We start from the raw sequence: 19,718 nt of genomic DNA on the forward strand, positions 1-19,718 counted from the left end.
TTATTTATTTTAATAGAATTACTCTACGATTTCAGTAACCTGTCCAGCACCAACTGTTCTACCACCTTCACGGATAGCAAAACGTAAACCTACGTTCATAGCGATTGGGCTTAATAAAGCAACTTCAATAGTTAAGTTATCACCTGGCATTACCATCTCTACACCTGCTGGTAAAGAAATAACTCCTGTTACGTCAGTTGTACGTACGTAGAACTGAGGACGGTAGTTATTGTGGAATGGAGTGTGACGTCCACCTTCTTCTTTTTTCAAGATATAAACCTCAGCTTTGAATTTAGCGTGTGGTTTTACTGAACCTGGCTTAATAATAACCATACCTCTTTTGATATCAGCTTTATCAATACCTCTTAACAATAAACCTACGTTATCTCCAGCTTCACCTCTGTCAAGGATTTTACGGAACATCTCAACTCCTGTAATAGTAGAAGTTAATTTTTCAGCTCCCATACCAATGATTTCAACAGGATCTCCAGTGTTAGCAACTCCAGTTTCGATACGACCTGTAGCAACAGTTCCACGACCTGTAATTGTAAATACGTCCTCAACTGGCATCAAGAATGGTTTAGCAACGTCACGTACTGGCTCTTCGATCCAGTTGTCAACAGCTTCCATTAATTCAATAATTTTAGGTACCCAGTTTGGATCATTGTTTAATCCTCCTAAAGCAGAACCTTGAACTACAGGACCATTATCTCCATCATATTCGTAGAAAGATAATAAATCTCTAATTTCCATTTCAACAAGCTCTAATAACTCAGCATCATCAACCATATCCACTTTGTTCATGAAAACAACGATTCTTGGAATACCAACCTGACGTCCTAAAAGGATATGCTCACGAGTTTGTGGCATTGGACCATCTGTAGCAGCAACTACTAAGATAGCTCCGTCCATTTGAGCAGCACCAGTAACCATGTTCTTTACGTAATCCGCGTGACCTGGACAGTCAACGTGAGCGTAGTGACGGTTAGCAGTTTCGTACTCTACGTGTGATGTATTAATAGTAATACCTCTTTCTTTCTCCTCTGGAGCGTTATCGATTTGATCAAACGATTTTGCTTGACAGTAACCAGCATCTGACAATACTTTTGTAATTGCAGCAGTTAATGTAGTTTTTCCGTGATCTACGTGTCCAATTGTACCTATGTTTAAGTGCGGTTTGGAACGATTAAAATTCTCCTTTGCCATTTTACTTAATTTTTAATCTTAGTTATATATTAATTTTCAATTTCCTACTTACTTGAGCCAATGTCGGGATTTGAACCCGAGACCTCTTCCTTACCAAGGAAGCACTCTACCCCTGAGCTACACCGGCAGAGAGTTCTGATTTAAGATTTCTGAATTTAGATTTCAGATTTTTCTTTCAAAAACCTACAACCCTTAATCTCAACTTCTTTTTTAGTGGGGAGAGCAGGATTCGAACCTGCGAAGTTCTCACAGCAGATTTACAGTCTGCCCTCGTTGGCCGCTTGAGTATCTCCCCTAATTTTTAAAATTCCAATATTTTAAAGAACCTATTTCAAATCGCATCTGAAATATTTTGAGCCGATAGAGGGACTCGAACCCACGACCTGCTGATTACAAATCAGCTGCTCTAGCCAGCTGAGCTACATCGGCGAATACATTAAAAAAGTCCGCTATTTCTAACGGACTGCAAATGTAGCTATTTTATCTTTTAATCAAAACATTTTTCAAAAAAAATTTCAATTAAATGTGTGCTCTTATTTTTTCTTTCCTTTTTACCAGCAAACGTTCTAAAGATTCCGCCGAAAGCTCAACTGCTTCCTCAAATGATTTACACTGTTTTTTAACCAGAAATTCATCTCCCGGAACATTAATCTTAATCTCCACTGCCTTATTCTCCTTATCACTTGTTCTTTCAACTTTTAAAAAAACATCAGCCGAAACAACTCGATCGTAATACTTCTCGAGCTTATCCATTCTTTCTTGAATAAAATCCACCAATTTTCTGTCGACAGTAAAGTTAACTGCATGAACATCTACCTTCATAATACAAATTTTAAAAAGTTAAACATTTCAAGAATCATTATTTATTCCGAGGATGGGCATCCGAGTACACTTTTTTAAGTTCTGCTAAACTATTATGAGTATAAACTTGAGTAGAAGCCAGACTGGAATGACCTAATAATTCTTTAACTGAATTTAAATCTGCCCCGTTATTCAATAAATGAGTCGCAAAAGTATGCCGAAGCACATGCGGACTCTTTTTTACCTTCTCAGAGACCCTACTAAAGTATGAATTTATTAATCGATACACAAACGATTCACTCAATTTTAACCCTTTTGCCGAAATAAAAAAATAATCCGAATCCACAATGTCCTCAATCAAGTCCCGCTCATTCAAATAATGCCTGATCTGTTCTTCAACAATAGGCAGAAGTGGAATTATTCGCTCTTTGTTTCTTTTCCCTAAAACCTTAATGACATTTGAAGACAAATCAACATTTTTCAACATTAAATGTATCAACTCCGCCCTTCTCATTCCTGTTGTATAGAAAAGATCTACTATAAGTTTATCTCGTATTTCTTCAAAACCAGATACAGCATCAACTCCAAACATCAAATCATTTATTTCTTTTTCAGAAAATGGGATCTGAACATTTTTAGGTGTTTTTAATGCTTTATGCTTCAACATAGGATTAACTTCAATTTGCTTAGTCTTTAGCAAAAATTTAAAAAAAGCTTTAAGCGAAGCCATTTTCCTATTCACTGAAACATTTGAAATTCCCTGATCTACCAAAGAAACAATCCAACTCCTGATCTGACTGTAATTAACCTTATCGATTTCCTCCTGTTCAAAATTCAGCTTATTAAAATCTTCAAAAACAGTTATATCATTTAAGTAGGCAGTAACAGTATGCGGAGAATATTTTTTCTCCAGCTGAAGATAATCACGAAATGCGTCTTTATTAGATTGCATAAGGAAGTTCTTTTAATTTAAGAAGTAATAAAAACTTCTTTTTAGGAAGTTTTAAAAACAAAAAAAACCGTTAGCATCAAAATTATAACATTTTGACCACTAACGGTAATTATTTTTGAAAAGCTTATATTAACTTTCTAAACTGTCTTTCAACGTTTGGATGTAAGCAGCTTTTTGAATTTGAGCTCTTTTTATAACAGAAGGCTTAATAAAAGCAGTACGTGCTCTTAATTGACGAACAGTTCCTGTTTTATCAAATTTTCTTTTATAGCGCTTTAATGCTCTATCGATATTTTCTCCGTCTTTAATTGGTATAATTAACATAATATAGACACCTCCTTTCGTTAAGGCTGCAAATGTATATATTAATTATCAATTATGAGTCACAAATTGCAAATTATTTTTCTAATGAAATAAAGAATAGAAAAAGAAACTAGATTTTTTCAGGGAATACCTTATTAGCTAACTCTGAACTATTTCAATAAATTTCTGGAAATAACTAATTTTTGTATTTCGGTTGTTCCTTCGCCAATGGTACATAATTTAGAATCTCTATAGAATTTCTCAACTGGAAAATCTTTGGTATATCCGTAACCACCATGAATTTGAACCGCATCATTTGCAATTTTCACACAAGCTTCAGAAGCGTACATCTTTGCCATTGCACCTGCTGTAGTTACTGGCTTATGCATTTCTTTCAAATAAGCTGCTTTATGCAATAACAATTCTGAAGCTTCAATTTCAGTTGCCATATCCGCCAGTTTAAAAGAAATTCCCTGGAAATTACTAATAGGCTGTCCAAACTGATGCCTTTCTTTTGAGTACTTTAATGCCGCTTCATAAGCCCCTTTTGCAATTCCTAGTGATAATGCTCCAATAGAAATTCGGCCTCCATCAAGAATTTTCATAGCTTGTACAAATCCTTGTCCCACTTCACCTAGTCTATTCGCATCAGGAACACGACAGCTGTCAAAAACCAGTTCTGCCGTTTCGCTCGCTCTCATCCCCAGTTTATTTTCTTTTTTTCCAGACGAAAAACCGGCCATACCTTTTTCTAATACAAAAGCAGTCATTCCTTTAGAATCTCCTTTTTCTCCTGTTCTAGCAACGACAACCGCTACATCTCCAGAAATAGCATGTGTAATAAAGTTTTTAGCTCCGTTTATAATCCATGAATCGCCATCTTTAACTGCTGTTGTATTCATTCCTCCTGCATCAGAACCTGTATTATGTTCAGTTAATCCCCATGCTCCAATATGCTCTGCTGTTGCTAATTTGGGCAGGTATTTCTTTTTTTGCTCTTCATTTCCAAAAGTCAGAATGTGATTGGTACAAAGTGAATTATGGGCAGCAACCGACAATCCAATTGAAGGATCGACTTTTGAAATCTCTTCGATAATCGTAATGTATTCATGATACCCCAATCCTGATCCGCCATATTCTTCAGGCACTAAAACTCCCATAAATCCCATTTCGCCTAGTTTTTTAAAAAGGTCAACAGGAAAAATTTGAGCTTCATCCCACTCCATTATATAAGGTCTTATGTTTTTTTCTGCAAAGTCCTTTATAGATTGGGCAATCATAGACTGTGTTTGGTTAAATTCAAAATTCATTGTTTAGTGATTTTTTAGAAGTCCAAATATAAACTAATTATTTTTGCTTTTTCAACAGGAAAACCTTTAATTTTTGACAAATCCTCAATATTATTAAAATTTCCGTTCATACTTCGATATGTCACAATTTGTTTTGCCAGTGCATATTTGAAATAAGGAAACTGTGCTAATTCTTTTAAAGAGGCATCATTTATGGGAATTTTTTTAAAACTTGCAGGCATAACAATTTTAAAATGTTTATTCAATTCTGCAATAACTTCGGGCGAAAGACCCCAGACATCTTCGAGCTGTTCCATCGAAACAAAACCTCCCAAAATTTCCTTTTGTTTCAATATTCTTGAGGAAAGTGCTTCACCAATACCATATATTTTTATTAGATCTTCCTGACTGGCTTGATTAATATCAGTTAATACGATTTTCTCTTTATTATAAGAAGGCTTCTTTTCGTATTCCTTCTTTTCTGTTTTAAATTCTCTGGTATTTTGTTTCCAGTCTGGAAATTTAAAAAGAGGAGTTAGGACTTTTAATAATGAATCTGAGACTTGTGTCACTTTTTGAAACTCTTCGGCCGAGTTTACATATTTATTTTCTTTACGAAAGGCAAGCAGACGATCAATTTCCTGAACTGACATTCCTAACTTATATCCTTTATAATCTGAAATATAATTGGGATTAAATTTATAGATGGTATGTTTTTGCTCTAATTTAATTTGTTTCTGATCGTCAATTTCTTTTTGAAGCGAGAGCCACTGTTTTTCTTCAGCAGAAACAACTTCGGGATGACTGAAGGCTGCAAAAAAATAAATTAGTTGTAAAACAATTATAATGATAAAAAGCAAAAAAATACCTGTTTGCTGTCTATTTGTAAACTTAAAATACCGATTAAGCGCCTTAAAATTCATTATTAACAAAAATTTTAAAATTTAAAAAGGTGCAAAATAAGTAAGAATTTACATATTTAATAAGAAAATTAATAAAAAATGTAATTCCATAAAAGTTAAATATCTTGTAATTCCCTCTCTATTAATTTAATGAATCTCAGCTATTAAAGCAAACCCAATAATTTTATCTAGAAAAATTTAAATATTTTATAACTTAAAACATGATAATTGTTTTTATTTTTTACAAAAAACAATACATTTGGCACTTAATAACAAATAAACCAATAAAATAGTATGTCAATTTGGAGAGTTAAACCAATATCAGCCTTTGAGGCCGATATGAAAAAAAGTGATTTAAAAAGAGTCCTTGGAAAATGGAGTCTTACTGCCATTGGTGTTGGTGCCATTATCGGTGGAGGAATTTTTGTACTTACCGGTACGGGAGCATATTACCATGCAGGTCCAGCTTTAGCAATTTCGTTTATTATTGCAGGTATTGCCTGCGTTTTTGCCGCTCTTTGTTATTCTGAATTTGCTTCAATTTTACCTGTAGAAGGATCTGCTTATGCGTATGCCTATGGTACAATTGGAGAAATTTTTGCTTGGATAATTGGATGGGGGCTTATTCTCGAATATGCAATGGGATCCATGACAGTCGCCGTTTCCTGGTCAGGATATTTTAATAAATTGCTTAAACTATTTCATATAAAACTTCCAGAATGGCTTACTACAGATCCTGCTAGTTATACAGGAGAAGGGTTTTCTATGAACCTTCCGGCTTTTTTGATCGTTATTTTAGTAATTTCATTACTTATTAAAGGAACAAAAAGTGCTGCAAAAGCAAATAATGCAATCGTTATCCTAAAAGTATCTGCAGTAATCTTTGTAATTATAGCTGGTCTTTTCTTTATTAATACAGCAAACTGGAGCCCATTTATCCCAGATGCCACTCAAATTATTGAAAAAGAAACTACTCACAATGCATACGGAATTGGAGGAATTGTTTCTGGAGCAGCAGCAATTTTCTTCGCTTACGTTGGTTTTGATGCCGTTTCTACACAAGCTGGAGAAGCTATTAATCCTAAAAAAGATGTTCCATTTGCGATCATCGCTTCTTTATTAATTTGTACTACTTTATATATTCTTGTTTCTTTAGTATTAACAGGAATGATGAACTATAAAGATTTTAACCCACTAGGAAAATACCCTGAAGCTATTAAAGCTCCTGTTGCTTATGCATTTGATATTGCTGGACAAGGCTGGGCTGGTTTTATTATCACTGTTGCTGCAACTATAGGTCTAGTTTCGGTATTAATGGTAATGATTATGGGACAATCTAGAATTTTCCTTGGAATGTCTAAAGACGGTTTAATTCCATCTGTTTTCTCTAAGGTAAATCCTATTTCTGGAACTCCAAAAACGAACTTAATGATCTTAGGTGCTATCATCGCAACTGTTGCTGCGTTTACACCAATCAACAAATTAGCCGACATGACTAGTTTTGGTACTTTGTTTGCCTTTACAATGGTTTGTATTGCCGTTTGGATTTTAAGAGTAAAACAACCAGGTTTAAACAGAACATTTAAAGTTCCTGCGTTACCAGTTATTGCTGTTTTAGGAATCGCAATCAACACTTACCTTATTATAAACTTGAGTATTGATGCTCAATTATTATCGCTTGGATGGCTTGCTGTTGGTATTATAGTTTACTTTGGATACAGTAAAAAAAGATCAAGACTTAATGATACAACTACTGAAGAATAAAATACTATTTTGAAAAGAAAAAGCTCCAAATTTACATTGGAGCTTTTTTTATAAATCGAATACTGAAGTTCTTTTGGCGCGAATTAAATCTTTCAATCTAATCCAAAAGGCAAGAGTTAGATAAACTCCAAAACCTAAACCAGCGGTTACAAACGATATATAGATAAAAAATAATCTCACACTCGTTACACGCATTCCAAGCTTGTCTGCAAGCCTTGAAGACACGTGAAAACCGTATTTTTCAAAAAAGAATTTAAGTTTTAAAATAGCTGACATTTCTAATTTTAGATTTAGATTTTTTACAAAAATAAGAATAATCTAATTATCTCATTTTTTAATCTCCAGTTATCTGATTATTTTTTAATAATTCAAGTCCTATAGCGCATTTTAAACACGCTTTATCATTGCAGTATTCATTTTTAAGTTCAAGCAATGATTGGCTTTCAAATGCGTTTTTTGACTTTATTCCGAATGAATCAAACTTATCTGTAATGGCATTTTTCTCTGATGTTGTTTCATGCATCAAATCGATTAAATCTTCTGCAATTGATTCTCCCATTACATTTGAATACGCAAACTGAATTGGAATTACAGTATTGATTATTACTAAATCTAAAAATGACTTTGACAAAGACTTTCCTTTTTTTGCACTTTCTTTATCGAACTGATAATGATTGTGCCAATACAAACTTGCTGATACATTGAAAAGTTCATAAACATTCTGGACTGTCTTTATACTGATTATTTTAGAAAACAAATTTTGATGTTTATGATATAAAGCCGCAAGCTGGGAAAGTCTAATAGTTGGAAAATTATCTGGACGTAGTTTAAAAAACAAAATCGGATCAATATGTTTTTTCTCCAGCTGATATTTATGAAGAAGAAAAAAATACTTAAACTTTAAATCTTTAAAATACAGATCTTCTTTTTCAGCATCTAATAAACCTGCTGTTCCTAAAAATAGTGATTCAAGACTTTCTACTTCAAAACTTTCTTTTCTAACAACCGAAAAAGGCAATGATTTAGCAATTTGCAAAAAGGAGTTTCCATTTGTATTTAAACCGAAATTTTTAGCTAGAAGGCAAAATAAAACAGCTTCCCAATCCTGATTCATTTCTTCTAAAAGTTGATAAACAAACTCCGATTTTCGTTCTAATCTTTCAAAAAATAATCGTTCCTGCCAATTTTTGAAAACAAAACCATTTATTTCTTTAATTTGTTTTTCGCAGGAAATCCATGTTTTTGGAGAAACTAAAGCATTATAATTTTCTATTATTTCTTTGGAGACATATTCTTTTAAAACCAAAACTGGAATTTCAGTATTGTCTTTTCTGTAAATCGGAGTATCATTTTCCCAGACAACATGAAGAATTACGTTTTCATAAGCAGGATCTTTTTCATGATTGTGCAAATACCAATCGGAAGATTTTAAATGTATTTCGATATTGCCAGCCCATTTTTGGTTCCCTATTTTCAATTGCGCATTAAAAAAATCAGGACCTGATAGTTCAAGATATTCACCAGTTTTGATAATAAGGATTGGTTCGTTTTGTGCCGTTTTTAAGTCAAGTATATCGAACTTTTTGAATTTCCAGATATAGTGAAGAAAGTCTTCTTTCATTTTTAGATTTTAAGGCATATAATTAAAATCCAAAAATAAATAATTTAATACTATTCTTACAAAATAAAAGAAGTTTTAACGACTAAATATTTTCTACATGTAGTTACTATTCATAAAAAAATCCATAAACCCAATTAAAACAATTGGATTTATGGATTAGCCTATTTCAAATATCATTTATTTTATTGAGCCAATGATATCGTATTTCGTAATAATATGATGACTACCGTTTCCTAAATCAACTAAAACGGCATCATTTTCTTTTGAGAAAAGTTTCGAAACTTCCTCAATTGGAGTTCCCATTTTTACAATTGGAAATGGTTTGCCCATTACTTCTTTAATTGGTTTTTCGGCTACGTTTTTATCAGCTACATAACTTCTAAATAAATCTGTTTCATCTACAGAACCTACAAAACCATTTATATCTACAACCGGAATTTGAGAAATTTTGTATTTACGCATACGTTCGATAGCATGCGAAACCAATTCTTCTGTACGAACCACGATCAATTCTTTATCAATATGATCTTTGATTACGTCTTCGGCTTTGGTTACATTTTCTTCTAAGAAACCACGCTCACGCATCCAATCGTCATTAAACATTTTTCCAACATATCGGCTTCCTGAATCGTGAAACAAAACCACAACTACATCATCTGGTTTAAAATGTTCTTTTAACTGTAACAAACCTTTTATACAAGCTCCTGCTGAGTTCCCAACAAAAATTCCTTCTTCTAAAGCAATCTTTCTCGTATATACTGCTGCATCTTTATCTGTTACTTTTGTAAATCCGTCAATTAAAGAGAAATCTACGTTTTTAGGCAGAATGTCTTCCCCAATTCCTTCCGTTATATAAGAGTAAATTTCATTTTCGTCAAAAATTCCTGTTTCATGGTACTTTTTAAAAACAGAACCGTACGTATCGATTCCCCAAATTTTGATGTTTGGATTTTTCTCTTTTAAATATCTTCCAACTCCAGAGATAGTTCCTCCTGTTCCAACTCCAACTACAAAATGTGTAATTTTTCCTTCTGTCTGTTTCCAGATTTCAGGTCCAGTCTGCTCATAATGTGCCAATGAATTTGACATATTATCATACTGATTTACATACCATGAATTTGGTGTTTCTTCAGCCAGACGTTTTGAAACTGAATAATACGAACGCGGATCTGTTGGCTCCACATCCGTAGGGCAAACGACCACTTTCGCACCAACGGCACGAAGAATATCCATTTTTTCTTTCGACTGTTTATCTGAGATTACACAAATCAGTTTGTATCCTTTTACAATAGCAACAAGTGCCAATCCCATTCCGGTATTTCCAGAAGTTCCTTCAATAATAGTTCCGCCTGGTTTTAATCTGCCGTCTGCTTCAGCATCTTCAATCATTTTTACGGCCATTCTGTCTTTTACAGAATTTCCAGGATTAAAGGTTTCGACTTTTGCCAATACTAACGCATCAATTTCAGCAACAATTTTGTTGAGTTTTACCAATGGCGTATTGCCGATTGTTTCTAAAATATTATTTGAAAAGTCCATTTATTTTAAGTTTATAGTGGTTCTGATGAAAGACACCTTTTATTGGAAGAAATTCCAAACCAAACCAAATCTGATTACAAAATCACGGTATGGATAATTAGGCGCCGAGTAATAGTTTCCTTTTGAAAAAAGAGCATTTATATGTTCTCCTTTCAAATAAAAACGAGTCTGACGAATTCTTGCATTTATAAAAAGATCAATTGTTGCAAAATCACCTATTTCTTTGGCATCTTGAACATAGAATTCTCCAATTACAGGATTGTATCCATTAGCATAATATTTGGTGAAATAATTCAATACAACTCCTCCTTGTGCATACAATGCTTTTTTGAAAAAGTAATTTGAATAGTACAATGTATTTCTAGTCACGAAATCAGGTACGTTTACGATTGATTCTGACTGATCAACTTTTTGATATAACAAGGTATTATCAAATCCGAATTTCCCGAATTTGAATTCTTTATTGGCTTTTATTTCAAGGTAATTAACGGCATTTCCATATTGTGCCGGATTGATAATCTGAGTTTGCAATGCTGTTTGTGCAGCAGTTGAAACATCTTTAAAATATAAATGATCGTTTAAGACCGTGTATTGCACTTCTGCATTTAACCAAGGCGTGTAAATAGCTGCTCCAAGCGAATTAATTTTCTCATTTTTAAAATTATTCGACCAGTTATATTGTACGTAACTGCTTTGGTATAAATTGAAATTGTTATTTGGCAGTTTGTTGATGTTTCTATATCTGAAATCAAACTGGATTTTCTCATTTAAGTTGTAACGCAATTTAGCATCAAGATCAGAAAGTGACTGGTTTGTAATCGATCTAGTATACAAAAATCGTCCGTTCCATTTGTTTTTTTGATATTCATACTGCGCTCCAAAATTATTAATCTGAAGAAATAAATTGTCTGGAATTGTTCTTCCGTCCTTAAAAACAATGATTTTGCCATACTCATAATTAGAGCGGTAATCATCTACAAAAAAGTGAAATTTCCCTAAAAGAGAATTTTCATAAGCCAATCCTACTTTATTATACAGTCGTTCAAAATGAGTTTGATCGTTTATATTACTCGTTACATACGATTCTCCAAAACGTTGTACTTCTTCACCATCCACTATTGAAAGAACAGTTGGCTGTTTATATTCAAACGCTTTACTTTCATAATTAAACTGATGGTTGATGTATAAATTATTATTGCCTTCTTTTGGATTTACTCTGAAAGCATGATCAAAAAACAAACGTCTTCCTTTTAAAAGTGATTCGGCATCTGTTAAATATACTTGCAGACGCTGGCGGTTTTTAAAATCTGGATTGTCGCTTTCAAAATCTTCTGGTGTTGTAATACCTCCGTTTTCTTCATTCAAATTATCCTGATATGTAAAATGTCCGTTTATAGCATATCTTTTATCGGTAGTCGCATAACTCGTTGTAAACCTAAAACTTCCTGAACTTACCAACTGATTAATGTAATCTCCCTCTGAACGAAGACCACGATACGCAATAGAAAAGTTAAGATTTTTTGAAGTATTTAAAGTAATAAATGAATCTACGTTTTGCCCTTTATTGATAGTCGTATTAAAAAACAGTTCAGTAAAAGGTGTTGCTGCCGAATAATAACGTACTTCATCTGCCTGAATGTAATTAAAATGTTTTCCGTTGAAACCAATTTCTGGATAGGGCGAAAAACTTGTTAAACTGTATTGTAAAGTATTTATCGGCTGGCCAATGTTTGGCAATTCCAAAAGCCCAAAAAGATCTTTTCGAAGATGATTTTGTTTATAAGCACTCTTAAGAGTCAGCGAAGTATCGGCATAAATCGTGTCGTGTTCTAATGAAATAATCTTATATTGATCTATAGTAGCAATCTTTGATTTTTTCTTTTTTACTGTATCTGTTATGCTTGAATATTGGGTGTTCATATCTAAATTATTTTTAGAAGCAGGCTTTCCCTGAGAAAACAATAAAGTTGGAACTACTAATAGATATAGAAAAATGAATATTCTCATTTGATGGCTTTATATAAAATTATTTTGACAAAATTTGCTAAGCAAAGGTAAATTATAAAAACAAATAAATAAAAAAACACTTCAATTTATACAATTGCCTTGGCAGACAGTATCAAAACGAATATTTTTGTGGAAAATTTCACCTCAACTGTATTAAAAAAATCAAAAATGCTTGAAAAAAATTTCTCAGGATTTGTTTTAGAAACCGGAACTGATGAAGCAGGACGAGGCTGTCTTGCAGGTCCTGTAACGGCAGCTGCGATAATTCTCCCAGCAGATTTTGAGAATGCTATTTTAAATGACAGTAAACAATTGTCTGAAAAAACAAGAGCGCTGTTAAGACCTGTAATTGAAGAACAAGCTCTTTGTTTTGCTGTAACACATTTATTTCCGGATGAGATTGATGAAATCAATATTTTAAATGCTTCGATGAAAGGTATGCAGGAATGTATTTTGAAATTAAAACATATTCCTGAATTTATTATTGTGGATGGAAATCGTTCTTTAAATGCTAAACTTGGACTCAAAAATACTTTTGGAAGACAGTTTTCTACAGACGAAATTGCTCTTTTAAAATCGATTCCAAACCAAAGCATTATAAAAGGTGACGGAAAATATTTAAGCATTGCCGCCGCATCTATTTTAGCCAAAACGTACCGTGACGAATATATGGATCAAATTCACGAGGAATTTCCAATGTACAACTGGAAACAAAACAAAGGATATCCAACAAAAGAACATCGGGAAGCAATTAAAGAATTTGGTACAACAAAATACCACCGAATGAGTTTTAGACTCTTACCCGAACAATTAGAATTGGATTTGTTCTAATAAAAAAGACCTTTTCATGAAGGTCTTTTTTATTAGTATAGAATTGCAGCTATTACTTTTTGCTTTTTAAAAACTCTGCAAATTGTTTCGTATCAAAATAAAACGGTCGTATTGCCGTAATTTTTCCGTTTTTCAAATCAAAGTGTTCTGAAATAGGCATTGAAAGTGATTTACCTGATTTTTTAGCAGTACATTTTATAGTGAAATAAATAATGACTTCATTTTTAGAAGCGTCACTAAAATAAGTTGGTTCTTTTTCTACTTCCAAACTAAAGAATTCAGCCGACTTTGTAAACATTTTAGTCCATTCTGTAAATCCTGTATAGGTTCCGCCATATGGAAGTCCTTCTGCCTGATTATAAATCGCTCCGTCTTCGATTAATGCCGACATTTTAATAAAATCTTTAGTTTTAAAAACAGATTCAAAATATTGAGCCACTACATTAAAATTTTCTGATTCGAGTTTTTTTAAAGCATCCGCTTCAGACATTGTTACTTCTTTGTCCCAAAAACCAATAATTTTACTTACCTGACCTTTGCCGTTTAATCTGGCAAAATCACGTCCAGTCATGATAACATTGCTTTTTGAATCCAGAACTTTCCATTCCCAAGTTACATAATTGTCTTTTACAACTTTGGCTCCTGATGTTAAAACCGCATCTGGATTTTTTTTGTAAAATTCAGCTATCACATTATTAAATGCCGCAATTCCTTTTATAGATGCCGATGGATCTTCAAAAGTACTGTCTTCTAGCCAAATCGATTTTATAAGTTTTAGTCTGGCATCATTATTCTTTTCCTGCCATGCTTTTTCATAAATCGTAATGGGATATAATTTATCTTTCTTTTGGGCAGAAAGACCGCTAAGTATAAAAAGGAAACAGAGTAAGTAAATTTTTCTCATAAGCATTTTCATTAAAATAATTGGGATTTCATAACAACACAACCAAATTTAGTATAAATACAACAACAAAACCAGTATACTCTGTAATTTGTCATCCCTTCAAAATCTTAACTTTTGGGAACTCTTTTTTACATTTTTCGAATATATTTTTCTAAAAATGCGATTTTATGTCTAAAACTTACGCTGTATTATATTCTAAAATTTCTGCTGCTGCTTAAGAAAAGCATCTTAATTATTTAAAGAAAAAGAAAAAACCGTTTCAAATATGCATCTGAAACGGTTTATATTTTGAAGTTTTTTAAACAAATTCGGCTTCAAACAAATCTTTAAAATGTTTGACAATTTTGGATTTTACTTCTTCCTCATCTACTTTTTCCACACCAAGTTCGACTTGTAAAGAAGTAACTCCTTTTCCTCGAATACCACACGGAATAATATTATCAAAATAGCCTAAATCGACATTTACATTTAAAGCGAATCCGTGCATGGTTACCCAGCGTGAAGCTCGAACTCCCATCGCGCAAATTTTACGTGCAAACGGAGTTCCTACACCCAGCCAAACACCCGTTTCTCCTTCACTTCTCCCCGATTCTAATCCGTATTCTGCCAATGTTAGAATAATAGATTCTTCTAGTAAACGCAGGTATTTGTGAATATCCGTAAAGAAATTTTCCAAATCTAAAATAGGATAGCCTACAATTTGTCCAGGTCCGTGATATGTAATGTCGCCGCCACGATTGATTTTATAAAAAGTCGCTCCTTTGGCTTCTAATTGTTTTTCGTTTAATAATAAGTTTTCCAGATCGCCGCTTTTGCCTAAAGTATACACATGCGGATGCTCAACAAATAATAAATAATTAGGTGTTGGCAGATCTAATTCTTCTCTTCTGTTCTTGATTTTTAAATCAACAATATCTTTAAAAATCTCTTCTTGATATTCCCAAGTTGATTTATAATCTCTTTTTCCCAGATCCTGAAGTTGAATTTTTTTATTCATTTTGATTATTTTTCAAACTCAACGTCAAAGTTAAGTTTGTCCGGATTCTCCATATAATCCGTAAAAGGGTATTGAATTGTAATTGATTTTCGATCGTCGCTAAACAACGCATTTGGATTAGAAACTTTCTTAATCTTTTTTGGAAAATGGTATTTCACAATATAATTGGATGACGCAAAAATCATTTTTGACATATCTGCAGCCGAATCTTTTGCCTTTGCTGCTAATTTTTGCTGATCAATTACAGCTTTTCTGGTAAATTTCTTTCCGTCATACGTGTAACTTAATTTGCTTTTGTTATCACCAAAACCACTTCCCAGCGGGTTTGCATTTGCTCCTCCTTCTAGTTTTTGAAGTGAGCTTGCCGTTTGTAAAATATCCTGAAGTTCATTTACATTTTTAAAATCTGTTGCCATTGTCATTAAAAACTGTTTCTTTTCTGAACTCATTTTTGTTGTCACGACAAAGTTTTCCAGTTTTTTAAGTTCTTTTTGAACATCCGGTGATAATTTAGCGATACTGTCTTTTTTCTCAGCAAATAATTGTTTGAAAGTAAAAGTAGAGTCGATATCTTTTTTAGCGTTAGCGCCCATCTGGTTACCAATTTGATCACCAGCCATTTCCATTAAAGCAGAACCGTCCATATCGACAGAAAATTTCCCAGTTCCGTTATCATTAATATAAATATTTTCAGTAAAAGTACAGCTTGTTAAAGTTGCGAATAGAAAAGAAAGACTTAATAATTTATATAATTTCATTGTTTACAATTTTTTATCAAAGATACGAACTTTTTTATTTTTAAGGTTCTAAGAGGCTAAGGTACTTAGGCACTAAGTTTCTTCGTTGCTTTAAAACACAAATGGTTTGTGAAATCGAAAATTTCTAATCTAGCCCCGATAGAAGCGGTATCCTTTTTCTTGCTTCTTTAGCAAGGAAAAGATACAAGTGGATAGCGGGACTAAAGGTCATTGAAACCCAATAATTTGATGCTGCAAAAAATCTAAAATCTGCATTCTAAAATCTACATTCTTTTCTTTATCTTTGCACACTTAAAAAAATAGAGCAAAAATGGCATTATCAGAACAAGAAATCATCAGAAGAGAAAAACTTCAAAACTTACGCAACTTAGGTATTAATCCTTATCCAGCTAATCTTTTTCCTGTAAATCATACATCTAAGCAGATAAAGGAGTCATTTGAAGAAGGTAAGAAGGTTATCGTTGCAGGACGTTTGATGAGTGTTCGTGATCAAGGTAAAGCTTGTTTTGCTGAGTTACAAGACAGTGAAGGACGTATTCAATTGTACGTAAACCGTGATGTTTTATGTGAAGGCGACGATAAAACTTTATACAACCAAGTTTTCAAAAAATTAACCGATTTAGGTGATTTTATTGGTATTGAAGGGGAATTGTTTACGACACAAGTTGGTGCAAAATGTATTCGCGTAACTGGTTTTACTTTCTTGAGTAAAACATTACGTCCGCTTCCGTTGCCAAAAGTTGACGAAGAAGGAAATGTACACGATGCGTTTAACGATGCTGAATTGCGTTACAGAATGCGTTATGTAGATTTAACGGTAAATCCTCAGGTTAAAGAAACTTTTATTAAACGTACTAAGTTATTTACGGCAATGCGTGGTTATTTTAACGATGCAGGATATTTAGAAGTTGACACTCCAGTTTTACAATCAATTCCTGGTGGAGCTTCTGCGCGTCCATTTATTACGCACCACAACTCGCTTGATATTCCGCTTTATATGCGTATTGCAAACGAATTGTATTTGAAAAGGTTAATTGTGGGTGGATTTGAAGGTGTTTATGAGTTCTCTAGAAACTTCCGTAACGAAGGAATGGACAGAACGCATAATCCTGAGTTTACTGCAATGGAAATATATGTGGCTTACAAAGACTACAACTGGATGATGGAATTTGCAGAAGGTTTATTAGAGCATTGTGCAATTGCTGTTAACGGAACTAGTGAAGTTACTTTTGGCGAGCACAAAATCAACTTTAAAGCGCCTTACGCTCGTGTTACGATGACCGATTCTATCAAACATTTTACTGGTTTTGATATTTCTGGTAAAACCGAACAAGAATTGTTTGAAGCAGCACGCGGAATGGGAATCGAGGTTGACGAAACTATGGGTAAAGGAAAATTGATTGATGAGATTTTTGGAGCGAAATGTGAAGGAAATTATATTCAGCCAACTTTCATTACAGATTATCCAAAAGAAATGTCTCCGCTTTGTAAAGAGCACCGCGATAATCCAGATTTGACAGAACGTTTTGAATTAATGGTTTGCGGAAAAGAAATCGCAAATGCGTATTCTGAATTGAATGACCCAATTGACCAAAGAGAGCGTTTTGAAGACCAAATGCGTCTTTCTGAAAAAGGTGATGATGAAGCAAACGGAATTATCGACGAGGATTTCTTAAGAGCACTTGAGTACGGTATGCCTCCTACTTCTGGAATGGGAATTGGAATGGATCGTTTGATTATGTATTTAACAAATAATGCTTCTATACAGGAAGTTTTATTATTCCCACAAATGCGTCCTGAGAAAAAATCAGCTCAGATTGAACTTTCTGATGAAGAGAAGTTTATTGTAGATTTGTTGAAAAAAAATGAAGACAAAATGGATCTTCAGCAGTTAAAAATTACGGCTAATTTAAGCGGTAAGAAATGGGATGCATCTATGAAAAACTTATCGAAGCACGGTGTGACTAAAGTTGTTGTTGACGGTGAGTTTAAATTTGTGGAACTTGTTGGTTAAATTCCAATCTTAAAAAATACAAATTCCAATTTGATTTTATAATATTTCAAACCCGACAGATTTTAAAAATCTGTCGGGTTTTTTATTGCTTTTTAAAACGAATACTTCTCTAATTTCTTGTCATAAATATCCAGCACCTTTGTACTTTCTTTAGGAACATCTCCTTTCCATTTTTCTTCAACAGAAGGATTTGATGGATATTTTCCGTTTTTCATTTTTATCAAATGATATAATCCATCACTTTTGATCAATAAATCATAAAATTTTTCAGTGATCGATGTTGTTACTAAAATCGGAAAATCGGTTACGGTAAACGAATTGATTAAAGAACCATCAGTATTCAGAATATATCCTGAGCAACCTCCGCTTCCACAGAAATAGGAATTTGAGAAACCTACAAAATATTCATTATCCTGATCGTTGTTTAAATCGAAAGCTTCGTAATAAAAATAACGATCTTCTTTTGATATAGCTTTAAGATCATTTTTCAACAACACTTTTAATTGCTTTCTGATTAACTCAACTTCTTTGTCATCCTTAGTTGGAACATCGCTTAAATCTGCCGTTCCACCCAATGTTTTGGACAATGTATCTTGAACAATAGTCTTTACAATATTCTTTGAATCATTCTTATTTTGACAGGAATAAAATGCCAAAATTCCTATTAGAATTAGAATTTTATTTTTCATAATCTGATTTCATTTAATTATACGCTAAACTAATAATGCAGCTTTGTTTTCAATATCATTCTGCTCCAAAAGAGATTTAATATTATTGAAAGTCACCAAGGCAATCTGCGTTAAAGCTTCGTTGGTAAAAAACGCCTGATGTGCGGTTACCAAAACATTCGGAAAACTCATTAAACGCTGAATCGCATCATCTTGAATAATATCTGCCGATAAATCTCTAAAGAACAATTTCTCCTCCTGTTCGTAAACATCAATTCCGAGATAACCAATTTTCCCTTCTTTTAAACCTTCAATAACACAAGCCGTTTCTATTAACCCGCCTCGGCTTGTATTGATTATCATCACATTTTCTTTCATAAACGAAATAGAGGTTTTGTTGATAACATGTTTTGTCTGATCATTCAGCGGACAATGAAGCGAAATAATATCGCTTGATTTAAAGATTTCCTCTAAGCTCACAAAAGAAACGCCATTTTTTATCATTTCATCATTTTCGACAATATCATAAGCCAAAACTTTACAGCCGAAACCTAATGCTATCTTCGCAAAAGCTTTTCCAATGTTTCCCGTTCCAATAATTCCGATTGTTTTCCCATACAAATCAAAACCTAATAATCCGTTTAAAGAGAAATTCTGTTCTCTTACTCTATTGTATGCTTTATGTGTTTTTCTGTTTAAAGTCAAAATCATTGCCATTGCATGTTCTGCAACTGCTTGTGGAGAATAAGCCGGAACTCGGCAAACTTTGAGGTTATATTTTTTCGCCGCTTCTAAATCAACATTATTAAAACCGGCACAGCGCAAGGCAATTATTTTTACGTTTTTCTCTGCCAATTGTTTTATTACAGCTTCGTTTACAATATCATTTACAAAAACACAGACAATCTCACATTCTTCAATTAAAGCAGCAGTCTGCTGATTTAACTGTGTTTCAAAAAAGTCCAATTGAAAACCAAAATCTTCATTGTAGGTATTGAAGAAGGTTTTATCGTAAGGCTGTGTTGAGAAAAAAGCAATTTTATTTCTAGTGGAAGTACTCGCTAAACTCATAATGATTGATTCTTGAGATTATAATTTGTTGATCCCCTAAAAATAAGAAAATATTTTCAAAAGTCAGATTAAACCTATTGATAAAAAAGAT

At 33.1% G+C, this 19,718-nt stretch carries 18 protein-coding genes and 3 tRNA genes; 3 read left to right on the top strand and 18 right to left on the bottom strand.

Annotated elements, in window-relative coordinates:
• Positions 1-18 precede the first annotated feature (18 nt).
• From tuf to P2W75_RS00295, 9 genes are all read right to left on the bottom strand, one after another.
• Positions 19-1,206, bottom strand: a complete 1,188-nt coding sequence (gene tuf, locus P2W75_RS00255) for an elongation factor Tu (protein WP_012024011.1) — start codon at positions 1,204-1,206, stop codon at positions 19-21.
• A gap of 55 nt (positions 1,207-1,261) precedes the next feature.
• Positions 1,262-1,333: transfer RNA gene (locus P2W75_RS00260), tRNA-Thr, on the bottom strand.
• Between the two features lie 87 nt (positions 1,334-1,420).
• Positions 1,421-1,501, bottom strand: a tRNA-Tyr gene (locus P2W75_RS00265).
• Between the two features lie 60 nt (positions 1,502-1,561).
• Positions 1,562-1,635 (bottom strand) — tRNA-Thr (locus P2W75_RS00270).
• 90 nt (positions 1,636-1,725) lie between these two features.
• Positions 1,726-2,028 carry a ribosome hibernation-promoting factor, HPF/YfiA family gene (gene hpf, locus P2W75_RS00275; RefSeq protein ID WP_053472330.1) on the bottom strand — a complete coding sequence of 101 codons (303 nt, stop codon included), beginning with the start codon at positions 2,026-2,028 and terminating at the stop codon, positions 1,726-1,728.
• A 37-nt stretch (positions 2,029-2,065) separates the two neighbouring features.
• Positions 2,066-2,959, bottom strand: coding sequence for a tyrosine-type recombinase/integrase (locus P2W75_RS00280; RefSeq protein ID WP_276378486.1), 894 nt, complete (start codon positions 2,957-2,959; stop codon positions 2,066-2,068).
• A 129-nt stretch (positions 2,960-3,088) separates the two neighbouring features.
• Positions 3,089-3,283 (bottom strand): 30S ribosomal protein S21, encoded by a 195-nt coding sequence (rpsU, locus tag P2W75_RS00285; protein ID WP_070905495.1) that lies wholly within the window; start codon positions 3,281-3,283, stop codon positions 3,089-3,091.
• 149 nt (positions 3,284-3,432) lie between these two features.
• Complete coding sequence (locus P2W75_RS00290) at positions 3,433-4,572, bottom strand: acyl-CoA dehydrogenase family protein (RefSeq protein ID WP_276378487.1); 1,140 nt, start codon at positions 4,570-4,572, stop codon at positions 3,433-3,435.
• Between the two features lie 14 nt (positions 4,573-4,586).
• Positions 4,587-5,474, bottom strand: a complete 888-nt coding sequence (locus P2W75_RS00295; RefSeq protein WP_276378488.1) for a helix-hairpin-helix domain-containing protein — start codon at positions 5,472-5,474, stop codon at positions 4,587-4,589.
• A gap of 273 nt (positions 5,475-5,747) precedes the next feature.
• Here P2W75_RS00295 and P2W75_RS00300 point away from each other — a divergent pair, with 273 nt between their 5' ends.
• Positions 5,748-7,217, top strand: coding sequence for an APC family permease (locus tag P2W75_RS00300; protein WP_207297505.1), 1,470 nt, complete (start codon positions 5,748-5,750; stop codon positions 7,215-7,217).
• A 48-nt stretch (positions 7,218-7,265) separates the two neighbouring features.
• On the opposite strand, the gene P2W75_RS00305 is transcribed toward P2W75_RS00300, so the two are convergent.
• The 4 genes from P2W75_RS00305 to P2W75_RS00320 form a co-directional block, all read right to left on the bottom strand.
• Positions 7,266-7,493, bottom strand: a complete 228-nt coding sequence (locus P2W75_RS00305) for a PspC family transcriptional regulator (RefSeq protein WP_007810860.1) — start codon at positions 7,491-7,493, stop codon at positions 7,266-7,268.
• A gap of 58 nt (positions 7,494-7,551) precedes the next feature.
• Complete coding sequence (locus P2W75_RS00310; protein ID WP_276378489.1) at positions 7,552-8,838, bottom strand: DUF2851 family protein; 1,287 nt, start codon at positions 8,836-8,838, stop codon at positions 7,552-7,554.
• Positions 8,839-9,015: 177 nt separating this feature from the next.
• Positions 9,016-10,377, bottom strand: coding sequence for a pyridoxal-phosphate dependent enzyme (locus tag P2W75_RS00315; protein ID WP_207297507.1), 1,362 nt, complete (start codon positions 10,375-10,377; stop codon positions 9,016-9,018).
• Between the two features lie 39 nt (positions 10,378-10,416).
• The gene (locus tag P2W75_RS00320) at positions 10,417-12,384 is read right to left on the bottom strand and encodes a putative porin (RefSeq protein WP_276378490.1); all 1,968 of its coding nucleotides are present in this window, start codon (positions 12,382-12,384) and stop codon (positions 10,417-10,419) included.
• A 168-nt stretch (positions 12,385-12,552) separates the two neighbouring features.
• Here P2W75_RS00320 and P2W75_RS00325 point away from each other — a divergent pair, with 168 nt between their 5' ends.
• Positions 12,553-13,215 carry a ribonuclease HII gene (locus P2W75_RS00325; protein ID WP_207297509.1) on the top strand — a complete coding sequence of 221 codons (663 nt, stop codon included), beginning with the start codon at positions 12,553-12,555 and terminating at the stop codon, positions 13,213-13,215.
• Positions 13,216-13,267: 52 nt separating this feature from the next.
• Here the strand turns inward: P2W75_RS00325 and P2W75_RS00330 are convergent, their stop codons facing one another.
• From P2W75_RS00330 to P2W75_RS00340, 3 genes are all read right to left on the bottom strand, one after another.
• A complete protein-coding gene (locus P2W75_RS00330; protein ID WP_276378491.1) occupies positions 13,268-14,119 on the bottom strand; it encodes a nuclear transport factor 2 family protein in 852 nt (283 codons plus the stop codon).
• Between the two features lie 298 nt (positions 14,120-14,417).
• Entirely contained in the window at positions 14,418-15,116 is a 699-nt protein-coding gene (gene lipB / locus P2W75_RS00335; RefSeq protein ID WP_207297511.1) for a lipoyl(octanoyl) transferase LipB, read from the bottom strand.
• A 5-nt stretch (positions 15,117-15,121) separates the two neighbouring features.
• Positions 15,122-15,874, bottom strand: a complete 753-nt coding sequence (locus P2W75_RS00340) for a hypothetical protein (RefSeq protein WP_276378492.1) — start codon at positions 15,872-15,874, stop codon at positions 15,122-15,124.
• Positions 15,875-16,184: 310 nt separating this feature from the next.
• Between P2W75_RS00340 and lysS the strand changes: the two genes are divergently transcribed.
• The gene (gene lysS, locus P2W75_RS00345; protein ID WP_276378493.1) at positions 16,185-17,888 is read left to right on the top strand and encodes a lysine--tRNA ligase; all 1,704 of its coding nucleotides are present in this window, start codon (positions 16,185-16,187) and stop codon (positions 17,886-17,888) included.
• A 92-nt stretch (positions 17,889-17,980) separates the two neighbouring features.
• Here lysS and P2W75_RS00350 read toward each other — a convergent pair whose 3' ends face one another.
• Together P2W75_RS00350 and P2W75_RS00355 are read right to left on the bottom strand one after the other, a co-directional pair.
• Positions 17,981-18,577 carry a hypothetical protein gene (locus P2W75_RS00350; protein ID WP_276378494.1) on the bottom strand — a complete coding sequence of 199 codons (597 nt, stop codon included), beginning with the start codon at positions 18,575-18,577 and terminating at the stop codon, positions 17,981-17,983.
• A gap of 24 nt (positions 18,578-18,601) precedes the next feature.
• Complete coding sequence (locus P2W75_RS00355; RefSeq protein ID WP_276378495.1) at positions 18,602-19,627, bottom strand: 2-hydroxyacid dehydrogenase; 1,026 nt, start codon at positions 19,625-19,627, stop codon at positions 18,602-18,604.
• Positions 19,628-19,718: the final 91 nt, after the last annotated feature.

It is taken from the genome of Flavobacterium sp. H4147 (assembly GCF_029360735.1).
In the GTDB taxonomy this organism is placed as follows: domain Bacteria; phylum Bacteroidota; class Bacteroidia; order Flavobacteriales; family Flavobacteriaceae; genus Flavobacterium; species Flavobacterium endoglycinae.

Coding starts and splice junctions, on each gene's coding strand:
- tuf (WP_012024011.1), bottom strand. CDS start 1,206: ATGGCAAAGGAGAATTTTAATCGTTCCAAACCGCACTTAAACATAGGT.
- hpf (WP_053472330.1), bottom strand. CDS start 2,028: ATGAAGGTAGATGTTCATGCAGTTAACTTTACTGTCGACAGAAAATTG.
- P2W75_RS00280 (WP_276378486.1), bottom strand. CDS start 2,959: ATGCAATCTAATAAAGACGCATTTCGTGATTATCTTCAGCTGGAGAAA.
- rpsU (WP_070905495.1), bottom strand. CDS start 3,283: ATGTTAATTATACCAATTAAAGACGGAGAAAATATCGATAGAGCATTA.
- P2W75_RS00290 (WP_276378487.1), bottom strand. CDS start 4,572: ATGAATTTTGAATTTAACCAAACACAGTCTATGATTGCCCAATCTATA.
- P2W75_RS00295 (WP_276378488.1), bottom strand. CDS start 5,474: ATGAATTTTAAGGCGCTTAATCGGTATTTTAAGTTTACAAATAGACAG.
- P2W75_RS00300 (WP_207297505.1), top strand. CDS start 5,748: ATGTCAATTTGGAGAGTTAAACCAATATCAGCCTTTGAGGCCGATATG.
- P2W75_RS00305 (WP_007810860.1), bottom strand. CDS start 7,493: ATGTCAGCTATTTTAAAACTTAAATTCTTTTTTGAAAAATACGGTTTT.
- P2W75_RS00310 (WP_276378489.1), bottom strand. CDS start 8,838: ATGAAAGAAGACTTTCTTCACTATATCTGGAAATTCAAAAAGTTCGAT.
- P2W75_RS00315 (WP_207297507.1), bottom strand. CDS start 10,377: ATGGACTTTTCAAATAATATTTTAGAAACAATCGGCAATACGCCATTG.
- P2W75_RS00320 (WP_276378490.1), bottom strand. CDS start 12,384: ATGAGAATATTCATTTTTCTATATCTATTAGTAGTTCCAACTTTATTG.
- P2W75_RS00325 (WP_207297509.1), top strand. CDS start 12,553: ATGCTTGAAAAAAATTTCTCAGGATTTGTTTTAGAAACCGGAACTGAT.
- P2W75_RS00330 (WP_276378491.1), bottom strand. CDS start 14,119: ATGAGAAAAATTTACTTACTCTGTTTCCTTTTTATACTTAGCGGTCTT.
- lipB (WP_207297511.1), bottom strand. CDS start 15,116: ATGAATAAAAAAATTCAACTTCAGGATCTGGGAAAAAGAGATTATAAA.
- P2W75_RS00340 (WP_276378492.1), bottom strand. CDS start 15,874: ATGAAATTATATAAATTATTAAGTCTTTCTTTTCTATTCGCAACTTTA.
- lysS (WP_276378493.1), top strand. CDS start 16,185: ATGGCATTATCAGAACAAGAAATCATCAGAAGAGAAAAACTTCAAAAC.
- P2W75_RS00350 (WP_276378494.1), bottom strand. CDS start 18,577: ATGAAAAATAAAATTCTAATTCTAATAGGAATTTTGGCATTTTATTCC.
- P2W75_RS00355 (WP_276378495.1), bottom strand. CDS start 19,627: ATGAGTTTAGCGAGTACTTCCACTAGAAATAAAATTGCTTTTTTCTCA.